The organism is Actinomycetes bacterium (assembly GCA_036000965.1).
Taxonomy (GTDB): domain Bacteria; phylum Actinomycetota; class CALGFH01; order CALGFH01; family CALGFH01; genus DASYUT01.
On the sequence record DASYUT010000293.1, the window covers coordinates 1 to 25,572 of the forward strand.

25 protein-coding genes are annotated in these 25,572 nt (G+C 72.2%); 12 read left to right on the plus strand and 13 right to left on the minus strand.

Annotated features, from left to right (window positions below; translation table 11 throughout):
- Window positions 1–352: 352 nt before the first annotated feature.
- Window positions 353–1,333, plus strand: a complete 981-nt coding sequence (locus VG276_25860; protein ID HEV8652719.1) for a M15 family metallopeptidase — start codon at window positions 353–355, stop codon at window positions 1,331–1,333.
- Window positions 1,334–1,348: 15 nt separating this feature from the next.
- Window positions 1,349–2,641 carry a hypothetical protein gene (locus VG276_25865; protein ID HEV8652720.1) on the plus strand — a complete coding sequence of 431 codons (1,293 nt, stop codon included), beginning with the start codon at window positions 1,349–1,351 and terminating at the stop codon, window positions 2,639–2,641.
- A 66-nt stretch (window positions 2,642–2,707) separates the two neighbouring features.
- On the opposite strand, the gene VG276_25870 is transcribed toward VG276_25865, so the two are convergent.
- On the minus strand, window positions 2,708–3,664 hold the full coding sequence (locus VG276_25870) for a metallophosphoesterase (protein ID HEV8652721.1): 957 nt from the start codon (window positions 3,662–3,664) through the stop codon (window positions 2,708–2,710).
- Window positions 3,665–4,345: 681 nt separating this feature from the next.
- Between VG276_25870 and VG276_25875 the strand changes: the two genes are divergently transcribed.
- Entirely contained in the window at window positions 4,346–6,208 is a 1,863-nt protein-coding gene (locus VG276_25875) for a hypothetical protein (protein HEV8652722.1), read from the plus strand.
- A gap of 24 nt (window positions 6,209–6,232) precedes the next feature.
- Here the strand turns inward: VG276_25875 and VG276_25880 are convergent, their stop codons facing one another.
- From VG276_25880 to VG276_25915, 8 genes are all read right to left on the minus strand, one after another.
- Window positions 6,233–6,394, minus strand: a complete 162-nt coding sequence (locus VG276_25880) for a hypothetical protein (GenBank protein ID HEV8652723.1) — start codon at window positions 6,392–6,394, stop codon at window positions 6,233–6,235.
- Window positions 6,395–6,467: 73 nt separating this feature from the next.
- A complete protein-coding gene (locus VG276_25885; protein ID HEV8652724.1) occupies window positions 6,468–7,439 on the minus strand; it encodes an amino acid permease in 972 nt (323 codons plus the stop codon).
- A 267-nt stretch (window positions 7,440–7,706) separates the two neighbouring features.
- Window positions 7,707–8,531, minus strand: coding sequence for an inositol monophosphatase family protein (locus VG276_25890; GenBank protein HEV8652725.1), 825 nt, complete (start codon window positions 8,529–8,531; stop codon window positions 7,707–7,709).
- Window positions 8,532–8,672: 141 nt separating this feature from the next.
- Window positions 8,673–9,146 carry an aminotransferase class I/II-fold pyridoxal phosphate-dependent enzyme gene (locus VG276_25895; GenBank protein HEV8652726.1) on the minus strand — a complete coding sequence of 158 codons (474 nt, stop codon included), beginning with the start codon at window positions 9,144–9,146 and terminating at the stop codon, window positions 8,673–8,675.
- A gap of 169 nt (window positions 9,147–9,315) precedes the next feature.
- Window positions 9,316–9,624, minus strand: a complete 309-nt coding sequence (locus tag VG276_25900; GenBank protein HEV8652727.1) for a hypothetical protein — start codon at window positions 9,622–9,624, stop codon at window positions 9,316–9,318.
- A gap of 37 nt (window positions 9,625–9,661) precedes the next feature.
- Window positions 9,662–10,114, minus strand: a complete 453-nt coding sequence (locus tag VG276_25905) for a hypothetical protein (GenBank protein ID HEV8652728.1) — start codon at window positions 10,112–10,114, stop codon at window positions 9,662–9,664.
- A gap of 131 nt (window positions 10,115–10,245) precedes the next feature.
- Entirely contained in the window at window positions 10,246–10,479 is a 234-nt protein-coding gene (locus VG276_25910; GenBank protein ID HEV8652729.1) for a nucleoside-triphosphatase, read from the minus strand.
- A 62-nt stretch (window positions 10,480–10,541) separates the two neighbouring features.
- Window positions 10,542–10,805 (minus strand): helix-turn-helix transcriptional regulator, encoded by a 264-nt coding sequence (locus VG276_25915; GenBank protein ID HEV8652730.1) that lies wholly within the window; start codon window positions 10,803–10,805, stop codon window positions 10,542–10,544.
- Between the two features lie 236 nt (window positions 10,806–11,041).
- Here VG276_25915 and VG276_25920 point away from each other — a divergent pair, with 236 nt between their 5' ends.
- The gene (locus tag VG276_25920; protein HEV8652731.1) at window positions 11,042–11,917 is read left to right on the plus strand and encodes a hypothetical protein; all 876 of its coding nucleotides are present in this window, start codon (window positions 11,042–11,044) and stop codon (window positions 11,915–11,917) included.
- Window positions 11,918–12,073: 156 nt separating this feature from the next.
- On the opposite strand, the gene VG276_25925 is transcribed toward VG276_25920, so the two are convergent.
- On the minus strand, window positions 12,074–12,541 hold the full coding sequence (locus VG276_25925; protein HEV8652732.1) for a hypothetical protein: 468 nt from the start codon (window positions 12,539–12,541) through the stop codon (window positions 12,074–12,076).
- 161 nt (window positions 12,542–12,702) lie between these two features.
- Window positions 12,703–12,879: a hypothetical protein gene (locus VG276_25930; GenBank protein ID HEV8652733.1), complete on the minus strand. Its 177-nt coding sequence runs from the start codon at window positions 12,877–12,879 to the stop codon at window positions 12,703–12,705.
- A gap of 229 nt (window positions 12,880–13,108) precedes the next feature.
- Here VG276_25930 and VG276_25935 point away from each other — a divergent pair, with 229 nt between their 5' ends.
- From VG276_25935 to VG276_25945, 3 genes are read left to right on the plus strand one after another with little or no spacing between them, the layout of a single operon-like run.
- Window positions 13,109–14,197 carry a DegT/DnrJ/EryC1/StrS family aminotransferase gene (locus VG276_25935; protein HEV8652734.1) on the plus strand — a complete coding sequence of 363 codons (1,089 nt, stop codon included), beginning with the start codon at window positions 13,109–13,111 and terminating at the stop codon, window positions 14,195–14,197.
- On the plus strand, window positions 14,194–15,411 hold the full coding sequence (locus tag VG276_25940) for a glycosyltransferase family 2 protein (GenBank protein ID HEV8652735.1): 1,218 nt from the start codon (window positions 14,194–14,196) through the stop codon (window positions 15,409–15,411). The genes VG276_25935 and VG276_25940 overlap by 4 nt, the downstream gene beginning before the upstream one ends.
- Window positions 15,408–17,876: a hypothetical protein gene (locus VG276_25945; GenBank protein ID HEV8652736.1), complete on the plus strand. Its 2,469-nt coding sequence runs from the start codon at window positions 15,408–15,410 to the stop codon at window positions 17,874–17,876. Before VG276_25940 ends, VG276_25945 begins: the two co-directional genes overlap by 4 nt.
- Before the next feature lie 137 nt (window positions 17,877–18,013).
- Here VG276_25945 and VG276_25950 read toward each other — a convergent pair whose 3' ends face one another.
- A complete protein-coding gene (locus VG276_25950; GenBank protein ID HEV8652737.1) occupies window positions 18,014–18,958 on the minus strand; it encodes a lysylphosphatidylglycerol synthase domain-containing protein in 945 nt (314 codons plus the stop codon).
- A 126-nt stretch (window positions 18,959–19,084) separates the two neighbouring features.
- Here VG276_25950 and VG276_25955 point away from each other — a divergent pair, with 126 nt between their 5' ends.
- Together VG276_25955 and VG276_25960 are read left to right on the plus strand one after the other, a co-directional pair.
- Window positions 19,085–19,621, plus strand: coding sequence for a hypothetical protein (locus VG276_25955; protein HEV8652738.1), 537 nt, complete (start codon window positions 19,085–19,087; stop codon window positions 19,619–19,621).
- Between the two features lie 210 nt (window positions 19,622–19,831).
- Entirely contained in the window at window positions 19,832–20,134 is a 303-nt protein-coding gene (locus VG276_25960; GenBank protein ID HEV8652739.1) for a DUF427 domain-containing protein, read from the plus strand.
- A gap of 88 nt (window positions 20,135–20,222) precedes the next feature.
- Here VG276_25960 and VG276_25965 read toward each other — a convergent pair whose 3' ends face one another.
- The gene (locus VG276_25965) at window positions 20,223–20,501 is read right to left on the minus strand and encodes a CGNR zinc finger domain-containing protein (protein ID HEV8652740.1); all 279 of its coding nucleotides are present in this window, start codon (window positions 20,499–20,501) and stop codon (window positions 20,223–20,225) included.
- Window positions 20,502–20,862: 361 nt separating this feature from the next.
- On the opposite strand from VG276_25965, the gene VG276_25970 reads away from it, so the two are divergent.
- The 3 genes from VG276_25970 (at window position 20,863) to VG276_25980 (ending at window position 25,570) form a co-directional block, all read left to right on the plus strand.
- A complete protein-coding gene (locus tag VG276_25970) occupies window positions 20,863–23,607 on the plus strand; it encodes a right-handed parallel beta-helix repeat-containing protein (protein ID HEV8652741.1) in 2,745 nt (914 codons plus the stop codon).
- Between the two features lie 284 nt (window positions 23,608–23,891).
- Window positions 23,892–24,821, plus strand: a complete 930-nt coding sequence (locus VG276_25975) for an ATP-binding cassette domain-containing protein (protein HEV8652742.1) — start codon at window positions 23,892–23,894, stop codon at window positions 24,819–24,821.
- The gene (locus tag VG276_25980; GenBank protein HEV8652743.1) at window positions 24,809–25,570 is read left to right on the plus strand and encodes an ABC transporter permease; all 762 of its coding nucleotides are present in this window, start codon (window positions 24,809–24,811) and stop codon (window positions 25,568–25,570) included. Before VG276_25975 ends, VG276_25980 begins: the two co-directional genes overlap by 13 nt.
- Window positions 25,571–25,572: the final 2 nt, after the last annotated feature.

The following is a 25,572-nucleotide window of genomic DNA, read 5'->3' on the forward strand; positions in this document are numbered from 1 at the left end:
GGGACGCTCGGCCGCGAACCACGCCCGGGCCTCAGACTCGCCCTGTAGGCCGGGACCGGGGGCTGTGCGCGTGCCGAGCGCCCGAGCCGCACGAGCACCCAGCCTCTTTCCAGCGCTCCTCCAGCGCTTCTCCAGCGCCTGCCTGCAGCATCCGCGCAGCAAGCACCCGCGGGCCCGCGGCTACGTACCCACCGCGGAAGGAGGCGCTCGTGCGGCGATCCGCCCCTCGGCCCCGCCGCACCTACTCGTGCCGGTACCGGCGACGGCCCCGCTCACCGCCGCGGGGCCGTGAGCCTGCGACACCACTGCCACACCGACCGTTGGGCGTCGCCACGCCCGGCAGGGAGCATCGATGCGAAGAACCCTGACACCACTGCTCGCACTGGTTTCCCTGATGCTCGTCCTGTTCGGCAGCACCCCGGCCGCCGCCAATGCCTACCCCGGGCTGGTCGAGGCAAACTACAGCAGGACGGTCTCGCCTTCGGGCGACACCTACACCCTCAACGCCCGCATCGCCGTCGAAGTGACCGACGACGGGACCCAGGGCCGGCTCCGGTTCCACCTGCAGTGCTTCCGCACCGACGCAGACACCGGCGGCACGAGTACCAACGGGTGCGACTTCTACTTCGGCAGCGGCAACAACGCCTTCTGGTGTTATGGCAACCCATCCCCCACCACCTGCGTCGGCAGGGATCTGGACGACCGGCAGAACAGCGCCGACGAGACCTGGGTCGGCAGCTGGCACAGCCTGTCCGCCGGCACCTCCTACAAGGTGAGAGTCGACGAGTTCAGGGTGGTGTTCAACAACGGCAACGGGCCCGACGGGAGCTGGCACGATCTCAGCTCCAGGGTTCACACCAGACCGCCACGCCGCCCTAGCGGCCTCAGCGACCTCGAGAACGTGTTCGGTGGCCACTGCAACGCGGCCGCCAACGACGCGCGGGCCTTCTTCCCCTGGGCCAACGACAGCTCCAGCGGGGGCTACATCTACTTTCATCCCTACATCGCGGGCGTGGTCGCCAACATCCGCAACAAGAACGCCGCCGACGACACCGACGGCGCCTACAACCGGGCGGTGTGGGGCTACGCCTGCCGCACGATCGCCGGATCCTCCAACTGGTCCACGCACGCCTACGGCGCGGCCATCGACATCAACAGCGTCCGCAACCCGCAGGGAGACAGTACCTGGGACGGGGTCGGCTCCGACGGCCACAACTACGGCACCTACCTGCCCAGCATCTGGGAGTCCTCGCTGATCGGCCACTTCTACTGGGGCATCAACTTCTCCTCCAACCCGGACCCGATGCACTTCCAGTACGTCACCGGCTACTAAGAGAGGACTCGCGCCATGCTGCGTCGAAGAACCGCCGCCACCGCGGCCGCCGCGGTGGGTCTCACCCTCCTGCTCGCCGGGGCCGTATACGGACAGCCCGGTGAGCCCGTCAGCCGACCGCTCCAGGACGGCGCCTGCGCGCCGGCGTCGAAAGGCGGTCACCCCCCGGCCGCGCACGGCCAGGCCGGGCTCGCCGCCGTCGAGGGCACGACCGCCGTCCTTGTCGGCACCGACCACACGACCCGGACGCTGCCCGCGGCGGCCGTCCGCGGCGTCGCCCGCCAGGTCGCCCGCCACCCGTCGCGCGGCGTCGCCATGGTCGACGACCTCGCCGGGGCCGACCGCATCGCCATCACCGGCCCAGCCGGGTCGCGCGCCCTGCTCGGCGGCGGGGAGGTCTCCGACCTCACCTGGACCCCGCGTGGTGAGCTGGCCTGGGCCGTCAACGCTCGCAGCCTGCGCGTCGCGGACGTTGACGGGCGCAGCATGCGGGCCATCGCCCCGCCAGCCGGAACGCTCGGAGCCTACGCACCGGCGTTCACCCGGCCAGACCAGCTCGTCGCCGTGATCGAGGAGGCCCCGCCGGCCGCCTCGCGCCTGCCTGCCGGCGAGTCCACCGTGCTCAACAACCTCTGGAGCTACGACCTGGCCGCTGGGACGTGGACCAGGCTGACCAGCTTCTCGGTGGCCGGAAGCGTCTGGTCGGCGATCCGCACGCCGCTGGTCGCACCAGGCGGCGACGTGCTCTTCGTCCGCGTGAGCGGCGACGCCCAGCGCACCGAGCTGCCCACCTTCACCCAGTGGCGGCTGCACCGCGGGTCCGCCAGGGCCGAGCGCATCCTGCCTGCCGACACCGTGCTCGCCGGCTGGCTGGGTTCCGAGCTGATCGTCAACCGGCTCGACGCCCGGCGGGGCACGTGGCAGCTCCTGCGCTCGTCAGGCGCCGGCTTCACGCCGATCGGCTGCGGCAGCGTGCTGGTCGCCTCCATCGCGTCAGACCCCGACGCCAGCGCCGAGGCGACCGCGCCGGTCGCACCCACCCCGGCCATCGAGGAGCCCGGGCTCGCCGTCGCCATCGGGGACTTCGAGTCGCCGGCCGCGGCCGCCGCGGCCCGGGCACGCCTCGCCGACGGCGCGGCGTGGACCGTTGCCGGTCACCAGGACGCACCGTACGCGGTCCGTCCTGGCGCCTGGGTCCTGCTCCAGCCGATCCGCCCGGGGGAGCAGCCAGGCGCGCAGCTCCAGCGGGTGCGGGCGGCCCACCCGGAGCTCGAGGAACGCTCGTTCGTCGTGCCCGCCGGCCGATAGCGCGGCGGGGGGCGGTCCCCGGTGGCGACGTGCTGTCGCCCCGGGACCGCCGCCTGCGTGAGCGCCTCAGTGGCAGCCGGCGGAGACCGCGTCCAGTGACTGCCCATCGGTGGTCTTGAACGCCTGGGTCCACCCGTTCTGGGCGAGCCGCAGCTTGAGCACGCCGAAGTGGTCGTCGTCACGGTAGGCCGAGTTGGCCGCCACGGCCCCGGTGAAGGCGATGAGCGACCTGCCACCGGTGCCCACGATGGTCGAGCGGATCCCGTTGGCGTAACTCAGGGTCCCGTCCGCCAGCATCGGCTTGAACCGCTCGTAGGCGTGGTTGTGGCCGCTCACGACCAGATCCACGCCACGGTCGTCCATGATGTCCCACAGCGGCCGCATCGCCGCCTTGCCGGCATGCGGCGCCCTGGTGGCAAACAGCGGCTCGTGGAACACCGCCAGCGTGCACGGTGTCGGGTGCGCGGCCAGGTCCGAGCGCAGCCAGTTCGCCTGAGCGGAGCTGGCGCTGCACAGCGGGGCCGGCGGGTACACGCAGAAGGAGTTCAGCACCACGACGTGCCAACTGCCGCCGCCGGGCAGGTTGACCCCGAACGAGTAGTAGCTGGCCGCCGAGGGCCGGGCCTTGGCGCCCCAGTAGTCGAAGTAGCCGCCGCCGGTGGCTGCCCAGCCGTCGTTGGCGCCGTTGCCGTACTCGTGGTTGCCCGCTACCGGGTAGGTCCGGTCGAACAGGTCGGGCCGTCCCCAGCTGCCCGCGTAGCCCTGCAGATCTCGATAGTCGTCGAGTTGGCCGGCCTCGTACTGGATGTCGCCGGCGACAACCACGGCGTCCGGGTCGATCGCGCGGGCCAGGTCGGCGGTGCGGAGATGATCGACGGTCCCGGCTCCCAGGTCGGGATCGGGCACCAGGTCGCCCACCAGCACCAGCACGTCCCCGTTGACGTCGGGCGCCGCGGCCCGCGCCGGGACCGGCCCGAGCGCGAGCGCAACGGCGACGGTAAGGAGCAGCAGTGATCGTCGCACGGCTCCGCCTCCTTTTCGGGTTGTTGACAAACGACAGGGAAGTGGCGGTCGGGCGAGGACGACCGTGCCGGAAGCCGCTGGAGGATCCCTGGAGACCCACTGGAAACCTGCTCCTTCCAGCAACGATCCGGGGGGACCTGAAGCGGCGGCTGTCGGATGTGGTCCGGCGGCTGGGCGCCGACCGGCAGCGGCCCGCCCAGCGGTCGATATCGTCCAGCGGGATCTGGGGAGCTGGCAAGGGCCAAGGACCTGGATCAGCAGGCCCTGGTGATTCTCGAGCGGCGGCTCGTCATGGTCGAGTTCCCGAGCGCCGACCACGCCCGGCGCTGGTACGCGTCCGAGGACTACGTCGCGGCGATCCCGCCGTCGCGATGCGATTTGGGCGCGTGGAGCTACGGCGCCGCATTCGTCCTGACGTGTGGGGGAAATGAAGCTTGGATCCTGGATGGACACGCTTGCGGAGAGGCTGCCACGGCGACGGTGCGCTTCCGGACATTTCTGCATCCTTGGGCTTTTCACGCTGCGTGCTCGACAATGCACGGCCCAGACGCATAGAGTCGCCCCAGCGTGAGGGCGAAAAACAGATCTGCATGCTCGCCCCCCAACCTCCTTGAACCCACCTGCCCGTGCATTGCATGCGAAAAGGGATCTATGAGATTGCGAAAGAATATGACTCGCCCGGTGCTGATGCTTCTTGTGGTCGCGATCGTGGGCGTGGCCGGTACGGGGCTCCTCCCGTCGGATCGGCGCATGAGTCGGTTACTTGCCACCCAGGTCGCGCATGCGGCGACCAATTGCGAATCAGGCACCAAGGCGGCCAATGGCACGGTGCTGGGCCATGACGGCAGGGCGGTCAACACGCAGGTGAGCATCGACGCCGTGGATGCTGCCGGCCAGAAGCTCAACATGGATGGCACCATCAGGGCAGCGGCTACCTACACCGCGACGCTGCGGTTGAATGCGACCGTGCCGCCGGAGGGACGAGACCCCCGCCTGGGCGGTAGTGTGACCTGGCAGTTCTGCCTTCCCGCAAACACCCACCACGCTGAGGTGGAGGTGTACAGCAAAAACGAGTCCGGGGTGACGACCCAAACCCGCTACGGGAATGCGCGCAGGCCGCTACCGTCGCCCGGCCCCTGGGCGGGTATTGGTCTTCGCCTCCCCCTGGTCTGCGCGGTCGACCGGGTCAACGGCACTGGCATGGTGCGCGGACAGACCTTTGCGGCCGGGGTTCCTGTCTTGGCCACGCGCGGGCCAGCCTGGGCGCTCGGGCCGAACTCCCAGGGGATCTGGGGCTTCGCCGGAGGATCCTACTTTACCGCGCCGAACTCCTACGTGACGCAGCAGCTGGCGCCACGGGCCACCTATGATCTCCGGGTCACCTACAACAATATGACGACACGTCGGACTGACGTCCGGGTGGGTGTCTGCGCGACCACGACCTTGAACCTTGACTACATCGGGGACGGGCTACCGAATCAAGCAGTCGTCCGCCGCAGTGACGGGCGAGCCATGATGGTTGCCCGTGGTGGCAGCAACGAGTTGCTGTATCGCGTCGAAGATCCCACAAAGCGAGATGGCTGGCGTCCCTGGAAAAGCCTCCGAGGCAACCTGACCGGTGATCCTTCGGCGTTGGTGCAGGCTGACGGCCGGGTGCTTGTGTTCGCCCGGACCGCTGGGAATGCCGCTGCGTACATCGAGCAGGTCGATGCGGCAGGAACCTGGGGCAGGTGGACCACGCTCGCCGGAGTCTCGTCTTTGTCGAAGTTCGCCTTGGTGAACGACAACACCAACCTGCCCGAGGTCTTCGTGCGCGGTCGCGGCAGTCATGTATACCGGAGCGAGCGAGATGCCTCCGGGGCGTGGGGCGCCTGGGAAAACCTCGGCGGGAGTGTCGCTACCGAGCCGGTCGTAATCAAGAAGGCTGACGGCAGGCTTGAAGTGTTCGCGGTCCAAGCGCCCTCCGGTGCCGCGAATGATCCCAACGGAGACCACGGGCCACTCGTAAGTCGTGCCCAAACCAGTGCCGGAGGGTCCTGGGGGACGTGGGAGAATCAGGGCGGCAGGTTAACCGTCACCCCCACGGTCGCCGTAAACAACGATGGCAGCCTCGAAGCCTTCTCCCGCTGGGTTGGCGGGACCCTGTATCACAATAAGCGATCAAGCAGTGGTTCATGGGCAGGCTGGACAGCCATCGGCAAGGGCATATCCATAAAGCAAGGGGTGGCGGTTGGCATGCGGCCCGGTGGCAAGCTTGAAGTCTTCGGGCGTGGTAACGATGACCAGCTCTACCACCTCACCAACAAGTCTGCCAATAGCAGCAAGTTCGGCAACTGGTCGCTCGTGAGGCCCAGCAGGGTTCACGGGGGGATCTCAACATACCTCGACTCAGCACCGGCGCTTGGCGCGGACTCAGATGGCCACTTCGTGATCGAGATGCGAAGCGCAACGGGAAATTTCTGCCAGACGTCGACGAACGGCAGGAGCTGGAGTGCGTGGACCTGCAGCCGGGCTCCAGGCGGGCTCCAGAGGTCCAGAAGGTGACGAGCCCCAGCGCGACGAGGCCAATCAGGTGCGCTGCCGTTCCCGGGCGGCGTCCAGCCGCCGCATGCGGGCGGCCTGGCGCTGGTGGTCGCACTCGTTCTGGTAGTCGACCCACAGCAACGCGGCGATCAGGGCGAAACCGGCCACCACGACGATCGCGGTCACGACGATACCGGCGGGGTTCACACGGGCCACCCCCCGGCAGGCTCCTCGACCGGCGTGGCGGTGGGCTCTCCCGCCGTCGGATGACCTACCCGCGTCACCATGACGCCTGCTCTCCGAACGAGGCCGTGTCCTGATCAGACGCCGCGTCCTGGGTGAGGATCTCCTCGGTGGCGGGCTGGCTGGTCATGGCGACCGGCTCGGCGACCCGCATCAGGATGTAGACGACCGCGCCAAGCGCGACCGCAGCGAGCGCGTAGCCCTGGGCGGGGCGGAACTGCGCGGGAGCGAGCAGGACGACCAGCTCGTAGCCAAGCCACCCCAGCGCGCCGGTGGCGACCAGGCGCTCCCACCCGCCGAGCCGGAACGAACCCTGCTCGATCAGCGGCATGCGCCGCGCAGTCCAGAGGAAGAGCGTGACCGTGCCCGTATAGAGGATGGCAGGAAGCAGCGTGGAGGCGGTGAACAGGGTGGTCAGCGCGTCGGGGTTGCCGCCCAGGGTGACGACGATGAGCGCGCTGGCGCCGGCGACCAGCAGCACCGCGTAGACCGGCCCGCTGGTGGCCCGCGGCACCCGCGCGAGGAGCTGGTGGGCTGGGAGCCGCCGATCGCGGGCCATGGCCCAGGCGAGCCGGGACGCGGTGGTCATGATGACGGTCCCGCAGGTATAGATCGCCAGGCAGATGAATGCCAGGAACAGCTCGATCCGGCCGCCGAGGAAGTCCCGCAGGATCGCTGCGACCGGGGCCTGCTCGCTGATTCGGTCGGGGTGGGGGATCGCCTGGGCGAGCGCGACAAGGAACAGCATGCCAAGCGCCCCGGAGGCGACGGCGGCCTGGACCAGGGCGTAGTCGACCGAGACGGTGACGATCACCAGGAACGCCAACGACAGCCACCCAAGCCACCAGCCCACCAGCGGGCCGGCCAGCCGCGAGGCCCACTGGTATGGGCCACCAGCGACCGGGATCCGAGCTGCCAAGGCGCCGTAGCCGTAGACGTGGGCGACGAGGGTCTGGCCGGCGACGGCGAGCGGCCAGGTCCAGATCCCCCGCGGCCCTGCTGTCGACAAGAGGAACCCGAAGGTGGTGAAGATGCCGGTGGTGACGGAGATGAACGAGAACGCGACCCCGAACGACTCGCCCCAGCCGAGGGTGCGGGCGAACCGAGGCCAGTAGCCGAACCGGCGCAGCAGCCCGTCCTCATCGTCGGCGTGGGTGGGGGGTTGATGGAGCCGGAGGGCATCGGGAGGGTTCTCCTGGACGGGTGGGGACGCGTTGGGCCAGGCCAGCCCGAACGCTGGTCAGTGCGTGAGGGAGACAGGGGGGTCGGCCTCGGGTCAGCCGCCCCGGTCCGCGGTCGCAGCGCGTGGGGTATCCGCCGCGCCGATGAGGTCCACGACGGCGGGGTGGAGCAGGCAGTTGCTGCCGATCGCGGGTTGCCCGCCGGTCCAGGGCTGCCCGGCCGGGCCCGTGACCCGCCCGCCCGCCTCCTCGACAAGCAGGATCGGCGCGGCGAGGTCCCAGGGCTGGTCGGTGTCCTGGCCGACGACGACGTCGACGGCGCCGTCGGCCAGCAGGCACCACATGAGGAAGTCGCCGATCCCCCGGGTCCGCCAGCACCGCCCCGCCGGTGCCTGGAACCACCGGTCGTGGCGCAGGTCGCCGTAGGCCAGCTGCGCGCCGGCGAGCTCGTTGACGCGGGAGACGGCCAGGGGCCGGGGCCGCGGGTCCAGCGGCCCGGTCGTGCACGCGCCCTGGCCGCGCACCACCCACCAGCGCCGGCCCAGCGCCGGCGCCGAGACCATCGCGACCTCGACCTGCCCGTGGGCCTCGAAGGCGAGCAGGGTGCCCCACATGTCGTTTCCGCGGATGAAGTTGCGGGTCGCGTCGATCGGGTCGATGACCCAGCGGATGCGCTGGTCGCCGCTGGCGCCGCGCTCCTCACCGAGGATGCCGTGGCCGGGGCGGCGCTCGGCGAGCAGCTCGCGCAGCCGGTCCTCGACCGCGCGGTCGGCCTGGGTGACCTCGGTGAGGTCGGGCTTGCGGGCCACGAGCAGCTCCCCATCGCGGTACAGGGCCAGGCTGACCTGGTCGGCGGCGTCGGCCAGGTCGTGCGCCAACGCCAGTTCCCCGACATGCTGCGTGTCGCCACGCCCGGTCACGCCAGCACCTCCCCCAGCGCAGCCAGGAACGCTCGGTTGTCGGCCGAGGCGCCGATGGTCACGCGCAGGTGGCCGGGCAGACTGGCCAGGCCGGACACGTCCCGGACCGCCACTCCATGCCCCAGCAGCCCCCGGCGAACCTCAGCCGACGGGGCGGGGGGTCGCGAAGCAGAGGAAGTTCGCCTCACTGGGCAGCACCCGCACCCCCGGCAGCACTGCAAGGGCGTCATACAGACGCTGGCGTTCGCGGACCACCAGCGCCACCGTCGCGGCCACATCATCCAGATAATCCAGGGCGAGCAGCCCGGCGGCCTGCGCGAACCCCGACGGCTGCCAGGGCACCCGCACCCGGGGCAGCACCCCGACCACCTCGGGATGGGCGAGCAGGTACCCAAGCCGCAGATCCGCCAGGGCCAGCGCCTTGGAGAACGTCCGCACCACCGCGAGGTTGGTGAACTCGTCCAGCAGCCCGGCGGCGCTGGGCGCGGCGCTGAACTCCCCGTACGCCTCGTCGACGACGACCAGGCTGGCGGGCTGCCCGGCGCACCGCCGCGCGACCGTCTCCACCGGGGTCACGTGGCCGCTGGGATTGTGCGGCGAGCACACCACCACCACATCCGCGCGCGAATCGGGCCGGTCGCCGTCGAGGACGGTAGTGGCGGTGGCGGCGGCGATCTGCCGGTAGCCGCCCCACGCCGGCGTCGAGCACGACCAGGACGATGACCCGGCGGGAAGCTTCGTGGGCGAAAGCCGACACGCTGGCCTCGATGGGATCCGAGCACACCTACATGGGTTCGATGGAGCCTGCCAGATCCGGCTCGGTCACTGGCGCAAGGCGGAAGCACTGCTTTGTCACGCCACGCTCGGCCTCCCACGGTCGGGAACCGACCGGCAGCGATCCATCATCCTCGCCGACCTCGCCCTGACGAAGGCGAAACTGGGAGACCACGGCCACGCCGCTCATCTCCTCGGCCAGTCGATCGCGATTGCAGCACGCGTCGGTGGAACCGTCCCCAGTCGACGGATCTACGAGGTACGCCGCGAGTTCGACCCGGCACAGCACGCACCCCTCGCGCGAGCGCTGGACGAGCAACTCTACGCCGCCGCTCTCCTACGGTAGCGAGGAGTGGTCACACCGGAACGATGAGGCGCGGCAGCCCCTTGCCTGCTGCGTAGTCAAGCGTGTACCAGGTCCCGCTCCCATCCTCGCCAGTGCGGGGAAATCCGATCGTGAACTGCGAGCGATCCACCATCCATCGGTTCCTCGCGTGATACGCCTCGGCGTCCGGGAAGCCGGGATGCCGCAGCTCGACAACCGCAACCAGCGCCTCCCGCTGCGCTCGACGGATCGCGTCTCGAGCTGGATCCGGCTGCTCCGCAACCGTACTCGGCACGGCCACGGTGACCGGCGCTCCCTGGCTAGCAAGCCAGTGCAGCGCGAGCGTGTCGATGCCGATCGCACCGCCGACGAGGAAACCATGGCCCGCCTTGACGAAGGGAGCGAGGTACAGGTCGAAGAGGCGACCGTAGTGCGGCCCCTCATGACCTTCTACCGCTCTGGTGCCGGTAATGGTGATGTCCACAGCCCCGCCTCACCCCATGCGCAGCTCCGAGCGTACCGACCTGCCCCAAGCCCGGCAGCTCTCCATGGCCACGCTGTCGACCGACGAACCACGCCGTCCTCCCGACAAACCCGGCCACACCGTCTGCTGCCCTATAGCGATGAGCGCCGCGTGCTGAACAAGGAGAGAAGCCGTACCGCCAGGTCCTCGCGATTCTCAGGCGTCACCGCGATCCGTCGAACATCGGGGCGACGCTTCAGCTCGTCGGTGAAGGGATGTGTGAACACGTCGATCGTCGCGCACACCGCGACGTCCCGCGCGAACAGCTCATCGATCGCGTCGACGAACTCTGCCGAATCGACGCGCTGCGCTGATGAGTTGCTCACGCCAACGTCAGGCTGCGGCAAGGAACACTGGCGGCGTGACGGCGGCAATGACGCGCGCCGGGTCAGCTTGATGAGGCGTACCAGCCGTCCTGCCCGACCGGCGCGTCCTGAAGGACCCGGGGCCAGTAGTGGTCGCGGAACACCGTGGCGACCAGCTCACGCCGGCTGCGCACGCCGACCTTGTCGAAGATGGCCTTGAGGTGGTCCTGGACCGTGAACGGTGACAGGTGCAGCGCGCTGGCGATCTCGGTCGTGGACTGCCCCTGGTCCGCAGCACCGAGGAGATCGCCGGGACCTACAGCGACGCGGAGCTCGCCGTCATCCACGACTTCCTCGCTCGCTGGCGCACGGCCATCGCCACCCACGGGAAGGCGCTGTCACGAGAGGCGACGACCGCCCGCCCCTCCGAGGCGCGCCCGGGACCGGCGCGCCCGGGACCGGCGCCTGGGACCGGCGCGCCGGGATCGGCGCGCTCGGGATCGGCGGGGCCGGGAACCGGCGGCGCCGCGGGAACGTCGAACAGGCGCCCAACCAGAACGTGAAACATGAAAGGGGCGTGCGCGTGCGACGACTCCTGCTGGCCGCCATTCCGCTGCTCCTGCTCCCAGGGTGCGCCACCGGCGGCCCGCCCGGCGACGCGCCGGCCCCGACAACCGGGGCCCACCAGCGGCGGTACCAGACGACCGCCACGGTGCTCGAGAGCCCGCGCCACGGGCCCGAGCTGTGCCTCGGTGCCGTCATGACCTCGTTCCCGCCGCAGTGCGACGGGGTGCCCGTCGCCAACTGGCGCTGGGACCGGGTCGCGGGCGAACAGACGGCCAACGGCACGACCTGGGGTGTCTACCATCTCGTCGGGACCTACGGCGGCGCCTCGTTCACCGTCATCCGGGCCGACCAGCCCCCACCAGCGACGTCCCGGCCGAGCGCCGAGGAGCGGTTCAAGGACGAGCCCAAGTCGCCGTGCCCGGAGCCCGAGGGTGGCTGGAAGGTGCCCGACCCGGCCCGACGCTCGGAACGGTACCTCGAGCCGGTGTCCCGGGTCGCCCGGGCCCAGCCGGACTTCGCCGGCCTGTGGCTGTCCTACCTGGAGCCAATGGGCCACGACGTCGCCGAGCACCCGGGCGAGTTCGTGCTGAACGTGGCCTTCACCGGAGCGCTCGCGCGGCACGAGGCCGAGCTGCGCCCGCGCTGGGGTGGGCGGCTGTGCGTCTCACGCCAACAGCGGAGCTACCGTGCGCTGGTCCGGATCCAGCGCGAGCTGCAGGGCGCCGCCGGCACCGACCTCGGCCTGCAGGTGCTGAGCACGGGGATCGACGAGTCCGCGAACGCCGTGGACCTCAGGACCGTGGTGCTCGACGAGCGGACGCGCGCCGCGGTCGACGCACGGTACGGCGCGGGCGCCGTGCTTGCGACGGCCGCGCTCACCCCCGTCGCCTGATCAGCGCTGCCCGGGTCCACTCCTTGGTACGGCTGATCAGCGCTGCCCGGGTCGGCTCCTTGGTACGGCGCACACCAGAGGTCGAGCACCGCGAAGCAGCGAGGAGGGCCCCCGCGGGGGCCCTCCTCTTCCGCTGACCGGACCAGGCCGTGTGGTTCAGCCCTCCTCCTCCGGTGGCGTGCAGGTCCCGAAGTCGAAGGACGTGAGGTCCCCGTTGGGGCTGACGTGGGCGGTGAGGTTCACCGAGCCGACCGTTCCGCCCCCCTGCTGGACGATCTGGAACTTCTCGGTGTCGGTGAACGCGACGCCGCCGGTCTGGGCGTTGAACGCCCCGCCGAACCAGCCAGCCCCGACGATGTCGTAGAGGTTGCCCGCCTCGTCCTGCGCCACCACGCCCTGCGGGACAATGGTGCCGGTCACGTTGGCGTTGCCCGACGGGGTCTCGTCCTCGTGGAACACGAGGCGGACGCTGCCCGAGATGACGGTGTAGGTGGTCGTGGCGCAGGTGAACACGGCCCCCGCCGCGGGCTCCTCGGAGACCACCGCCGGGCTGGCCCCGGCGGATCCGATGCCGAGGGCGAGGACAGCCCCGGTGCTGAGCAGGCCGAGCAGCAATCTCCTCATGGATCCTTCCCCCCTTCTGGAGCGGGCAGCCCCCGACGTCCAGACTGGATCGGCCGGTTCAAGGCGCTGCCGCGCTGCACAGATGGTCGCTATGTACAAGGCTTCCGATTCTCGCGGATCAGGAACCCAAGGAAAATACGTAGGATTGCCGCTGTGCCCGCTTACGCCCGCGACCCGCCCATCCACGACCCGATCAGGCCCAGCGCGACCAGGTACAGCCCGATGGCCGGGAGGTCGGCGACGTCGATGCCGTGCTCGGGCGTGAGGGCGACGAGCACCGCGCCCTCGGGGAGGGGCTCGGCGACCACGGCCCAGGTGGCGACCGCGATCAGTACCATCGCGAGCGCGAGGCGGCGGCTCCGGCGCCAGCCTCGCGTCCTGCCCGTCGGTGCCGGCATGGCGGGCAGTCTACCGGGGAACGACTGGTTCGACAGGTTCGCTGGGGGCGGGCGGCGTGACGGGCGGGCCGCGGTGGTGCCACCATGCACCCCACGGGCAGATGAGAGGGAGTGACCGCTGGCAGAGCTGACCGTCCCCCTGGCCGACCTGCGGGCCGGCTACCAGGCCATGCGCGCCGACCTCGACGCGGCGGTGGCGCGGGTGGTCGAGGCAGGCACGTTCATCCAGGGACCCGACGTGCGCGCGTTCGAGGCCGAGTTCGCGGCCTTCTGCGGGGCGCGGCGGGCGGTCGGGACCGCGTCGGGCACGGCAGCGCTGCACCTGGCGCTGGTCGCGCTCGGTGTCGGGCGCGGCGACGAGGTCGTCACCGTGGCGCACACGTTCGCGGCCACGGCCGAGGCGATCGGGCACGCGGGCGCGCGGGCGCGGTTCGTCGACGTCGACGAGGCGACCGGCGGGATGGACCCGAAGGCGCTCGCCGGCGCGCTGGACGGCGCCGCGGCGGTCCTGCCCGTCCACCTGTACGGGCTGCCCGCGGACATGACCGCGATCCTGGCGCTCGCGAGCGAGGCGGGGCTGCCGGTGCTCGAGGACGCCGCCCAGGCGCACGGCGCCAGCGTCACGCCGGCCGAGGGGGCGTCGCCGCGCCGGGCGGGGACGCTCGGGACGATGGCGGCGTTCAGCTTCTACCCGGGCAAGAACCTGGGCGCGTTCGGGGACGCCGGGGCGGTCACGACCGGCGACGACGAGCTGGCCGACCGGGTCGCGCGGCTGCGCGACCACGGGCGCACGGCCAAGTACGAGCACGCCGAGGAGGGCTGGGGCGAGCGCCTGGACACCTTGCACGCGGCGGTGCTGCGCGTGAAGCTCGCGCGCCTCGAGGCGGGCAACGCCGCCCGGGAGCTGGTCGCGCGGCGCTACGACGAGGCGCTCGCGGGCGTGGGCGACCTCGTGCTCCCCGCGCGGGTGGCCGGCAGGCAGAGCGCGTGGCACCTGTACGTGGTCCGCACCGCCGAGCGCGACGCGCTGCTCGCCCACTGCCGGGCCGCCGGGGTGCAGGCGGGCGTCCACTTCCCGCTGCCGCTGCACCTGCAGCCGGCGTGGCGGCACCTCGGCTACGCGCGTGGGGACCTGCCGGTCACCGAGGCGTGGGCGGCCGAGTGCCTGTCCCTGCCGATCTTCCCGGAGCTGGACCAGGCGCGGCAGGACCACGCCGTCGCCACCGTCAGCGGGTTCTTCGAGAGGCGGCAGAGGTGAGCGGGCCGGAGCGACGGCGCGCCCGGGCCGGGGCGGCCGCCACCGGGACGGCGGGAGCGCCGCTCTCCCCCACCACCGCCGCAACGCCGGGCCAGGCCGGCGTGGACGGCAGCACCCCGATCTTCGAGGGGTCGCCGGTCGAGCCGCGAGCCGTGCCGGGGACCCCCGGCGACCTCGCCCCCGCCCCCGCCGCCGCCGCCGCGCCGGGAAGCCGGGCCGACCACTCCCCCACCACAGCGGCGCCCGAGCCTGGCACGGGCAGCGAGGCAGCGGTGTCGAGCGGGGTGCCCGGCCTCGTCAGCGTGGTGGTGCCCGCGCACAACGAGGAGGGCACGGTCGCCATCTTCGTGGAGAAGACGGCGAAGGCGTTCGCGCAGATCGGGCGGCCGTGGGAGCTGCTGTACGTCGACGACGGGTCGACCGACTCGACCGCGGCACGGGTGCGGGCGGCGTCGGAGGCGGAGCCGCGCGTGCGGCTGGTCCGCCAGCGCCGCAACCTGGGGCTGACCGAGGCGCTGAACCGGGGGTTCCGGGAGGCGCAGGGCGAGGTGATCGTGTTCCTGCCCGCCGACCTCGAGTCTGACCCTGCGGTCGACATCCCGCTGCTGCTCGAGAAGCTGGACGAGGGCTTCGACGTGGTCTCGGGGTGGCGCCAGGGGCGCAGGGACGGCAAGCGGGTCGCGTCACGGGTCGCGAACGTGACCTGCAGGGTGCTGTTCGGGCTCGACGTCCACGACCTGAACTGGATCAAGGCGTTCCGGCGGGAGGTGACCGACTCGCTCGCGCTGCGCTCGTCGTGGCACCGCTACATCCTGGTCATGGCCCAGAACGAGGGCTTCCGGATCGGCGAGGTCAAGGTCCCCTACCAGGCGAGGCAGGCGGGCCGGTCGAAGTTCGGGTTCTCGCGCCTGCCGGTGTCGCTCATGGACGTCATCACCCTCAAGTTCCTGCTGACGTTCCAGCGCAAGCCGATCCTGTTCTTCGGGGCGGTCGGCTCGGCCATGATCGGGGCCGGGCTGCTGCTGTGGGCGTTCCTGGCCTACATGTTCCTGTCCTCCCACACCCAGTACCGGCCGCTGATGCTGGTCGCCGGGATCTCGCTGCTGGCGGGGCTGCTGGTCGTGCTGGTCGGGTTCCTGGCCGAGCTGGTCGTGAACGTCTCCGAGCGGGTCGAGCGCCTGGAGCGCCGGCTGACCGACGCCACCAGACGGTGAGCACGACCACGGCACCGCAGGCGGGGGCCTCGGCAGCTCCTCCCGCAGGCGAGCCGGCCCCGGCCGGCGAGGACCGCCCAGTCGCCGGCCCGGCCTTCTGGCTGGGTGTGGCCCTGGCCACGCTGCTGGCCTGGGCGGTGCTGACCTGGCCGCTCACGCTCCACCTCGACCACTTCTGGACGATGAAGGGCAACGTCGAGTCCAGCGCGGAGCCCAACTTCGTCAGCCGCCCAGGCACGGTGACGAGCGGCGACTTCATGCAGACCGTCTTCATCCAGACGGTGGTGGTCGACAACGTCCGCGACCTGCGCAACCCCTACCTGGACTTGCGCGAGGGGGCGGCCGGCCTGACCGAGCTGCGCACGACCTCCCTGGACCTGCCCTGGACGCCGCTGTTCGCGCTGCTGTGGCCGGTCATGGGGATGGTGCCCGCCTACAACCTGATCCTGCTGCTGGCCACCGTGGCGACCGGGCTGGCGGCGTTCGGGTGGCTGCGCCGGCACGTGCGCTGGCCGCTGCTGGCCGCGGCCGGCGCGCTCGCCTACACCTTCACCCCCAACCGCATGTTCCAGCTCACCGTCCACTTCAACGCGGTGCTGTGGTGGTCGCTCCCGGCCGCGCTCTGGGCCTTCGAGGTGATGGTCGAGCGGCACCGGGCCGGGCGGCGCTGGCGCGGCCCAGCCGCGGGGGTGGTCGCGGTGGCGCTCACGATCGCGCTGAGCGGCGAGTTCCACCTGACCCTGTACATGTCGGCGCTGCTCACCTTCATGGCCGTGTGGGCGCTGGTGGCGGCCCGGATGGAGCGCCGGCTGGTGCCGCTGGCCCCCGCCGCGGTGACGCTGGCGGCGGTCGCGGCCGGCGCCGCCTACGCCGTGCTCGTGTTCAGGTACGCGTTCAAGGGCACTGTGTCCGGGGAGAACGGCAGCTTCCAGCAGGTGCTGCTGTACGCGCCCGACTCGCTCTGGGCGCTGGCCCAGAAGACCTTCGGCACCCAGGGCGAGGAGCTCATCTACGTGGGCTGGCCGCTGCTGCTGCTGGCCGTGGCCGGGCTGGCCGCGGTGGTGGCCGGGCGCCTGGGCCGTGCCGGCCTGGGCGAGGGCGCGGCCGGCCTGGGGCAGGGCACGACCATGCTGGGCCGGGGCACGGCCCGGCTAGGCCAGGGGGTGGCCAGGCTGAGCCAGGGGGTCGCCAGCCCGGGGCAGGGCACGGCCGAGCTGGGGCAGGGGGTGGCCAGGCTGAGCCAGGGGGTTGCCGGCCGCCAGGTCCGGGCCGCGCTCCCCTACGCCGTGCTCGTGGTTCCGCTGGTGTTCCTCACCTATGGCCCGCGGTCCGACATCGGGCCGCTGCAGCCCTACAGGCTGCTGTTCGACAACGTGTCGTTCGTCTCGCTGCAGCGGGTGCCGGAGCGGCTCATGTGCCTGACCGCGCTCGTGCTCGTGCTCCTGGCGATCGTCACCCTCGACCTGGCCAGCCTGCGCTGGCCGGGGTGGGTGGGCGCCGGGCGGACGGACGGAGCGGGCGGGCGGGCGGACGGGGCCGGGGAGGGACCGGCCGGCAGCGGGACTGGGGAGCCGGCCGGGCGGGACCAGCTCCCGCAGGAGCTGGCCGGGCGGGAGCTGGCCGCCGGGGAGCCGGCCACAGGGGACCCGGCCGGGCGGGACCAGCCCGCGCGGGAACTGGCCGCGCTGGAGCTGGCCGGCCGGGGACTGGCCGGGCGGGACCAGCCTGCGCGGGAACTGGCCGCGAGCGAGGATCCCGCCCTGGCAGCCGAGGTGGGCATGCCCGAGTGGATCGCGGAGGCGCAGGCCGCTGCCGAGGCCGACGCGGAGGCGGGCCGGGCACGGACCGGGGCCGGGCTGCCCCCGCTGCCGGACTGGCTGCGGACCTGGCTCACGCCGGGGCGGGTCGAGGCCGGTCGGCTCGCCGCCGCCGCGCTGGTGCTCGCGACCCTGCTGCTCCTGGCCGACTACCGGGTCTCGGAGAACCGGCTCCAGCCGGACCTGGCCGGCAACAAGGTGGTGGCCGCGCTGCGGTCGGCCGGCGACCAGGCCGGGCCGGTGCTCGGCCTGCCGGCCCTGAAGCCGCACGTGACGTGGAACTCGGCCAGCACCTACCTGGCCGCCCAGAGCCGGCGGCGGGTCCTCAACGCCTACAACCAGACCCCGGCCCGCTGGCTGGACGACCGCATGAAGCGCCTGGAGCCGCTGAACCGGGGGGTGGCCGACCCGGCCGCGCTCGAGGTCCTGCGCACCACCGGCACCCACCAGGTGCTGGTGATCGACGAGCCGCGGGTGTTCGCCGCCGGCGAGTGGGAGCAGACCCTCGGCGGCCTGATCCGCTCCGGGCGCTTCCGCCTGGCCGAGCGGGACGGGCCCCTGGCCCTGCTCGAGCTGGTCGGCGGGCAGAGCCCGACCCGCGGCAGCGAGCAGCCCGGCACGGGCTCCGACCCCACCAAAGAGCTCTGACCCCGCGGCGGCCCAGGGTCTGCCGTCCGCTGGCCCGGCCAACCGACCCGCCCGCGCCGCTCAGCCGACCCACTTCCCCCGCTCAATCGACCCCTCCTCCACTCAACCGACCTCCCCCGCTCACCGACCCCTCCCGCTCAACCGACCCGCTGGCGCCTGCGGTCCAGGCGCCGCTCGACGGCCAGGGCGACGCCGGCGCCGAGCAGCTCGAAGGCCATCATCCACAGGCGGGAGAGCAGCGCGACCAGCAGGGCGGCGCCCGCCGGCATGACCGGGGCGAGGGCCACGGCCAGGACGCTCTCGCGCACGCCGAGGCCGGCCGGGGTGACCACGGCGAGGAACCCGACCGCGTAGGCGGCGGCGTAGGCGGCCACGGCGAGGAGGACGTCGCCGGCGGCGAGTGGGTGGACGCTGCGGACCAGGGCCGCGAAGGCCAGGCCGGTCACCGCCCAGTAGCAGGCGTAGCCGGCGCCGAGCAGGACCGCGGTCCCCGGGGCCGGGACGAGGTCGGCCGGCTCGACCCCCGGGTAGCGGCGCCGCAGGAGCGCGGCGAGCCGGCGCCGGAAGGCCAGCCCGAGCCCGGCCAGGGCGGCCACCGCGACCGCGCCGTACAGGGCGGGCCGGCCGAGCCGGGCCCACTCGGCGGCGAGCACGGGCAGCCCCACGAGCAGGGCGACACCCACCGAGAGGAGCTGGGTGAGGGCCATGGTGGCCAGGGTGGTCCGCCTGGCCACGCCCTCCCGCCTGGCCAGCTCGACCGCGCCGACGAAGCTCCAGACGTTGCCGGGCACGTACCTGGCCAGGTTTGCGAGGAACCATATCCGCACCCCGCGGGCGACCGGCAGCCCCGCCGCCCGGCGCAGCGCAACGGCCCACAACACCGCGACGAGGGCGTAGGAGGCGGCCAGCAGGACCGACGCGAGTGCGAAAAACCCGGGCTCTAGACTCCATTTGCGAGAGGTAACGTCCTGCCAGCGGGAGAACAGGGCGATCCCAAAAAATGCGACCACCACCACGGCGGCGGCAACGGTCCGCCAGCGGGAACCGCTCAAACTGCTCGGGACCGGACGCCTCACCGCCACATTAGGACCTCCTTCGATAAACTTCTCGCATCGTAGCCGCTGCCGGACGTTGCTTGGACGCATATCGTTCGTCTACCTTTACCTCCAACGCAGGGGACGCGTTTTCCCAAGGAGGAACCTACGCTGATGGCAGTGAAGGTCGTCCACGTCTCGGACATTTCCGGCAAGGAGGCAGAGGAACAGTCGCTCGGGCGGCTCGTGGTCCACGAGCACCCCGAGTACGCTGACCTGCCTGTCACGCTCGAGGTTCTTCCCGAAGAGGTGGAATCTCTCAAGTCCTCTTCCCGGTTCGTGACGATCGAGGTGTTCCAGCCGGGAGCACGCAAGGGCGAGCGCCTCACCGTCGCCCTCGACGACTTCAACACCCTGGCCACCCCCGGTGTGATGGACTCCGCAATCCAGGACGCGCTGATCGCCAAGCACCGCACCCGCCCGTCGCGGCCCTCGGCGAGCACCACGGGCGACGGCGCCTCCCGGAGCCGGAGCAAGGTCAACTACGCCACCCTCGAGCACGCCGGGGAGCCCCACCGCGGCCGCATCACCGAGGCCGAGAAGGAGCTGGTTCGCGACAACCTCGAGAAGATCAACAAGCGCCTGCGCGAGAGCGACAAGCGCGAGATCGACCCCGAGAACGCGGAGATGCGCGATCGCTACGGCCTCTAACCGGCAATAGCCCGGACAGGGTTCCGCAAACCTCCTGCAACCGCGCTGGGATGCGCTGCGAAAGGCAAGGCGTACCCAGCCGAGCCGCCACCAGCGCGGCATGTTGCAGGAGGTTTTGCATGAGCGGCTGCCCCGGCTTCGGCATCTTCGTGTCCAAGGACGGGTAGTCTCGGCCCAGGCCGCGCGACGCCCCCGGGCCCGCCCGGGGACGTGCGCCTGGATCTGCTCGTCCCCTCCCGGCGGCCGTCGACCTACTGCGAGTTCAAGGGCGAGGCGATCTTCTACGACACCGGCGACCGGGTCGGGATCGCCTGGTCCTACCCGTCCCCGAGTCCCGGCTACGAGGCGCTCACCGACCACGTGGCGTTCTACCCGGGCAAGGTGGACCGGGCCACCGTCGACGGCGAGGTGGTCGAGGCCCAGGACGGGGACTTCTACGGCGGCTGGATCACCGCCGACGTGGTCGGCCCGTTCAAAGGCGCCCCGGGCGCCTCGGGCGCCCCGGGCTTGTAGCCGCCGCGCCGGTCCTGGTCGGCACCTCGGGCTGGCAGTACCGCGACTGGCGGGGCTGGACCCGACCCGGGTCGGCTGACGCCCCGGGCTACGGCCCGGAGCGGGCGGCGGCAGCGGCACGCTCCCGCTGGCGGAAGGCCCGCACCTTGGCGCGGTTGCCGCAGACGCTCATGGCGCACCAGACGCCCGAGCGGTTCCTGGAGCGGTCGTAGAAGACCCAGCGGCAGCGAGGCTCCGAGCAGGCCTTGAGGCGCCGCCAGGTGCCGTCCTTGCCGGCGGCGACCACCACCGACAAGAGCCGGGCGACGGCCGCGTCCACGCCCGGCTCGGCCGGGCGCAGCTCCGGCCGGCCGGCCGGCCCCCTCACCGGTTCTCATCGAAGGTCAATCAGGCTCTCACTTGTATCTGGGCGGCCGGTTGCATGCTCTGCCCAGTCGTCTACGCGGCCCTCGACCCGCGGGTCCGCTACAGCTGACGGCCGGCTCTTCAGCCTGGAAGCACCCGCACGCGGCCGGGGACGGCCGACTCTTCAGCCCGGCGCTTCAGTGCAAGGCGCGGCCGGCGCTCCGGCGCCACCGGCAATCATCAAACGCCGTAGTTCGGTCCATGCAGCCGGCCGTCGCGGGCTCATCCGTCCGGGGGGATGCTCACCTCTGCAGGAAGGGGCGAACACGCGGGGGGGAAGCCGGATGGCGTCGTGCTGGAGCTGGTCGTGGCGGTCGAGGACCGTGCTGGTCGTCCTCGTGGTCCTGGTCGGAGTGGTGCTCGCGACGGCGGGGCCCGCCAGGGCCGCCGCGGCCTACTGGGTGGCCCAGGGGCCGGGGTGCAGCGACGCCGGACCGGGCACGCAGACGCAGCCCTTCTGCACGATCGCGAAGGCGGCGAAGGTCGCGGGTCCCGACGCGACCGTAACCGTGTCCGCCGGCACCTACCGCGAGAAGGCGACCGTCGTGCTCGGCGGAGCGCCCGGGCAGCCCGTGACGTTCCAGGCGCAGGGCGAGGTGGTCGTGCTCGGCACCATCGACGCGTCCGCCCGGCCGTGGACGCCGGCGTCGGGGAGCGCGTACAGCACCCCGTGGAGCGAGGCGGTCGCGCCGAAGCAGGTGTTCGTCGACGGCGTGCTGCTCGCCCCGGCCACCGCCCCCGACGCGATGGGGCCGGGCACCTGGTACCACGACGCGGCCGGCCTGGTCCTGTACGTGCACACGGCCGACGGGTCGAGCCCGGCGGGCCACCAGGTCGAGGTCGGCCGACAGACCCAGGGGTTCCAGGCCACCGGCAAGTCCGACGTGGTGATCGACGGGTTCACCTTCGACGGGCAGAACGGCAGCGCCGTTGACCTGCGCGACGGCGCGCGCCTGACGGTCCGCGGCGTGACCGTCCGCAACAGCGGTTCGTACGGGATCCTCCTGTCCAACACCACCGCCTCGTCGGTGACCGGGTCGGAGGTGCTCGACGCGGCGAGCCACGGCGTCCTCGTGCACGGTGGGTCCCAGGCGACCGTCGCCGGCAACCGCACCCACGACAACCGCTTCCACGGCATCGCCCTGCAGGGGCTCGCCGACTCGGTGATCGAGGCGAACCAGAGCTGGGCCAACGCCAGGCCGAGCGTGCGCTCCGCCGCGGGCATCTCGGTCGACCAGGACGCGGCCACGGGCCACCGCTCCGCCAACCTGGTGCTGCGCCGCAACGTCCTCCACGACAACCAGGACTCCGGCATCAGCACCCTGGGCGACACCCAGGGCTGCCGGTACGAGGACAACCTCTCCTACGCCAACGGCGACCACGGCTTCGACGTGCTGAACAGCCCGAACAACACCTTCTACGCCAACACCTCGGTGGGCAACCACAAGGACGGCCTCAGCGTCGAGGGCAGCTCGACCGGCACGCGCATCCTCGGCAACGTCGCGGTCGACAACGGCACCACCACCAGCGAGTACGACCTCTACGTGGACGCCTCGTCGGGCCCGTCGGTCGTGTCCGACTCGAACCTGTTCTTCAACACCGACCCGGCGGTGCCGCCGGTGAAATGGAACGGCGTCGTGTACCCGACGGTCGCCGCCTACGCGTCGGCGAGCGGGCAGGACACGCACGCACGCTCGGCCGACCCGCTCTTCGCCGACCGCGCCGCAGGCGACTTCCACCTGCTCGCCGGCTCGCCCGCGGTCGACTCGGGCACCAGCGTGCCGGGCGACTACCCCGCCACGGACCTGGAGGGAAGCTCGCGGGTCAACGACGACTCGGCGCCCAACACCGGCCAGGGCCCGACCGCCTGGTACGACATGGGCGCCTTCGAGCGCCAGGGGCACGAGGTGGTCGTCCCGACCGCCCCGACCGGGGTGACCGCGACCGCGGGGGACGAGTCCGCCACGGTGAGCTGGACAGCGCCGCCCGCGCCGCCGGGCGCCCCGATCCTCTCCTACACGGTGCGAGCCAGCGCCGGCGGCCCGACCGTCACCGCCCCGGGTCCGGCGACCAGCGCCACCGTCGGGGGGCTCACCAACGGCAGCAGCTACACCTTCACGGTCAGCGCCACCAACGAGGTCGGCGAGGGGTCCGAGTCGGACCCGACCGGGCCGGTCACCCCGACCGACACCAGCGCACCTGGGCCGGTGAGCGGCTTCTCGGCGACCGCGTCCGAGGGCCAGGTCGCGCTCTCCTGGGCCAACCCCGGCGACACGGACCTCGCCGGCGTGGTCGTGCAGATGGCCCAGGGCGCGACACCGCCCGCCTCCCCGGCCGAGGGCACCCGCGTCTACCAGGACACCGGCACGGCGGCGACCGTGACCGGCCTGTCGGCCGGCACCACCTACAGCTTCGCGGCGTTCGCCTACGACGAGGTGCCCAACTACAGCGCGGCGGCCACCGCGACCGCCACCACCCCGGTGCCCACCAGCCTGCAGGCGACCGCCTCACCGTCGGTCGTCAGCTACGGCCAGGCGGCCAGCGTCTCCGGCACCCTCACCGAGGGCGCGGGGGCGGCCCCGGTGGCCGGCGCGACCGTCACCCTGCGCGCCCGGCCGGCCGGCGGCTCGGCCTGGAGTCCCGTCGGCACCGGCACCACCTCGGCGAGCGGGGCGGTCACCATCGGCCACAGCCCTACTGAGAACGTGGAGTACCAGCTCGCCTATGCGGGCGGGCCAGGCCTGCTCGCCAGCACGAGCGCGACCGTGCCCGTCGGCGTGCGGCCGCTCCTCACCGCCTCGCTCAGCCCGAAGCAGATCAAACCGGGCAAGACCGCGACCATCGCCGGGACGGTCACCCCCGCCCACGCCGGGCAGCAGGTGCAGCTCCAGCAGCTCGTCGGGGGCGCCTGGCAGGTCGCGCAGCAGGCCGTCCTGTCCGGCACCGGCACCTACAGCTTCCGGGTGCAGGGCACGGCCACCGGGGTGTTCACCTACCGGGTCGCCAAGCCGGCCGACGCCGACCACGTCGCGACTGAGAGCGCGCCGCTGCAGCTGACGGTGCGCTAGGCAGCAGCTCAGAAGTCCTGCTCGTAACGCAAGGCGGTGCCCAGGAAGGACTCGGAGGGTTACGGGCAGGACTTCCGGGGACCCGCTTGGGCAGGACTCTGTGCGTCGTCCCGCCGGCCGATGACTGGCGGCAGGGACTGGTGCAGCATGGTGTGGACACCCATGGCGTGGACCCACGGCGTGGGCGGCTACGGCGTGGACCCACGGCGTGGACACCCACGGTGTGGGCACCAGGCGGACCGGGACAGGGCGCCCGAGGAAGGCTGGAGGAAGGAAGGACGACGATGTCGGTCATCGCCGTGCACGGGCTCGGCAAGCGCTTCGGGGAGGTCGTCGCCGTCGACGACCTGTCCTTCGAGGTCGACGAGGGCAAGGTGACGGGCTTCCTCGGCCCCAACGGGGCCGGGAAGACGACCACGCTGCGGATGCTCCTCGGGCTCGTCACCCCGACCACCGGCACCGCCACCATCGGCGGCCGGACCTACCGGGAGCTGGACGAGCCGATCCGGGAGGTCGGCGCGGTGCTCGAGGCGACCGGCTTCTACCCCGGCCGCAGCGCCCGCGACCACCTGCGCGTCCTGGCCGTCGAGGGCGGCCTGCCCGACGCGGAGCGCCTGGCCGACGAGGTCCTCGGCCTGGTCGGCCTGACCGACAGCGCACGCCGGCGGGTCGAGGGGTTCTCCCTCGGCATGCGCCAGCGGCTCAGCCTCGCCGCAGCGCTGCTGGGCGACCCGAGGGTGCTGATCCTGGACGAGCCCGCCAACGGCCTGGACCCCGAGGGGATCCACTGGCTGCGCGGGTTCCTGCGCCACATGGCCGACCAGGGCCGCACCGTGCTGGTGTCGAGCCACGCGCTGGCCGAGGTGGCCCAGACGGCCGACGAGGTCGTGATCATCGCCCGGGGCCGGATGGTCGCCCACTCCACCCTGGAGGCGCTGACCGCCCGGGCGACCCCGTCGGTGCTGGTGCGTTCGCCGGACGCCGGCGCCCTGCACGGCCTGCTCACCAGGAACGGCATCAAGGCGGAGCTGGACGGCGACGACCGGGTGGTCGCCACCGACACCACCACCGAGGCGGTCGGCCGCCTGGCCGGCTCCGCCTGCCTGGTGCTCTACGAGCTCCGCATGGACCGCTCCAACCTCGAGGAGGTCTTCCTCGAGCTGACCACCCACGAGAACGAGGAGACCCAGGAGGAACGGCCATGGGGCGCCTGATCGCGGGGGAGCTGCTGAAGCTCCGCACGACCCGGATGCCGCTGGCGATGCTGGCCGGGATGCTCGGGCTCGCGCTGCTGGCGGTTGTCGCCGGCATCCTCACCGCCGACCGGGTCGCCGAGCAGGGCCAGGGGTTCCCGCTCGATACCGACGAGGGGGTGCGCAACATCGTCCGCTCGGCCGGATCCGGCATGTTCTTCGTGCTCGTGCTCGGCATCCTGGGGTTCGCCGGGGAGGTCAGGCACAAGACGATCACCAGCACGTTCCTGGTCTGCCCGAACCGGGGGCGGGTGGTCGCGGCCAAGCTGGTCGTGTACGCGCTGGTCGGCCTGGTGTTCGCCGCCGTGTCGTCGGCGCTCACCCTGGCCGTCGCCGTGCCCTGGCTGTCGATCGAGGGGGTCGAGCTCGGCAGCCGCGCCGGCGACGTCGCCCTCACCGTGCTCGGGGTGATGCTCGCGAGCGCGCTGTACGGGATGATCGGCGTCGGCGTGGGCGCGCTGGTCCCCAACCAGATCGCGGCCGTCACCGTCTCGCTGCTGTGGCTGCTGATCGCCGAGGGCCTGCTGGTCGGGCTGCTTCCGTCGGTCGGCAAGTGGCTGCCCAGCGGGGCGGCCACCGCCCTCACCGGGGCCGCGATCACCAACGGCGAGCTGCTGCCCATGTGGGCCGGCGGGCTGCTGCTGGCCGCCTACGGCCTGGTGTTCGCCGCCTTGGCCACCCGCTTCACGGTGCGCCGCGACATCACCTGACC

Coding starts and splice junctions, on each gene's coding strand:
- VG276_25860 (HEV8652719.1), top strand. CDS start 353: ATGCGAAGAACCCTGACACCACTGCTCGCACTGGTTTCCCTGATGCTC.
- VG276_25865 (HEV8652720.1), top strand. CDS start 1,349: ATGCTGCGTCGAAGAACCGCCGCCACCGCGGCCGCCGCGGTGGGTCTC.
- VG276_25925 (HEV8652732.1), bottom strand. CDS start 12,541: ATGAGGAGATTGCTGCTCGGCCTGCTCAGCACCGGGGCTGTCCTCGCC.
- VG276_25930 (HEV8652733.1), bottom strand. CDS start 12,879: ATGGTACTGATCGCGGTCGCCACCTGGGCCGTGGTCGCCGAGCCCCTC.
- VG276_25935 (HEV8652734.1), top strand. CDS start 13,109: ATGCGCGCCGACCTCGACGCGGCGGTGGCGCGGGTGGTCGAGGCAGGC.
- VG276_25955 (HEV8652738.1), top strand. CDS start 19,085: ATGGCAGTGAAGGTCGTCCACGTCTCGGACATTTCCGGCAAGGAGGCA.
- VG276_25975 (HEV8652742.1), top strand. CDS start 23,892: ATGTCGGTCATCGCCGTGCACGGGCTCGGCAAGCGCTTCGGGGAGGTC.
- VG276_25980 (HEV8652743.1), top strand. CDS start 24,809: ATGGGGCGCCTGATCGCGGGGGAGCTGCTGAAGCTCCGCACGACCCGG.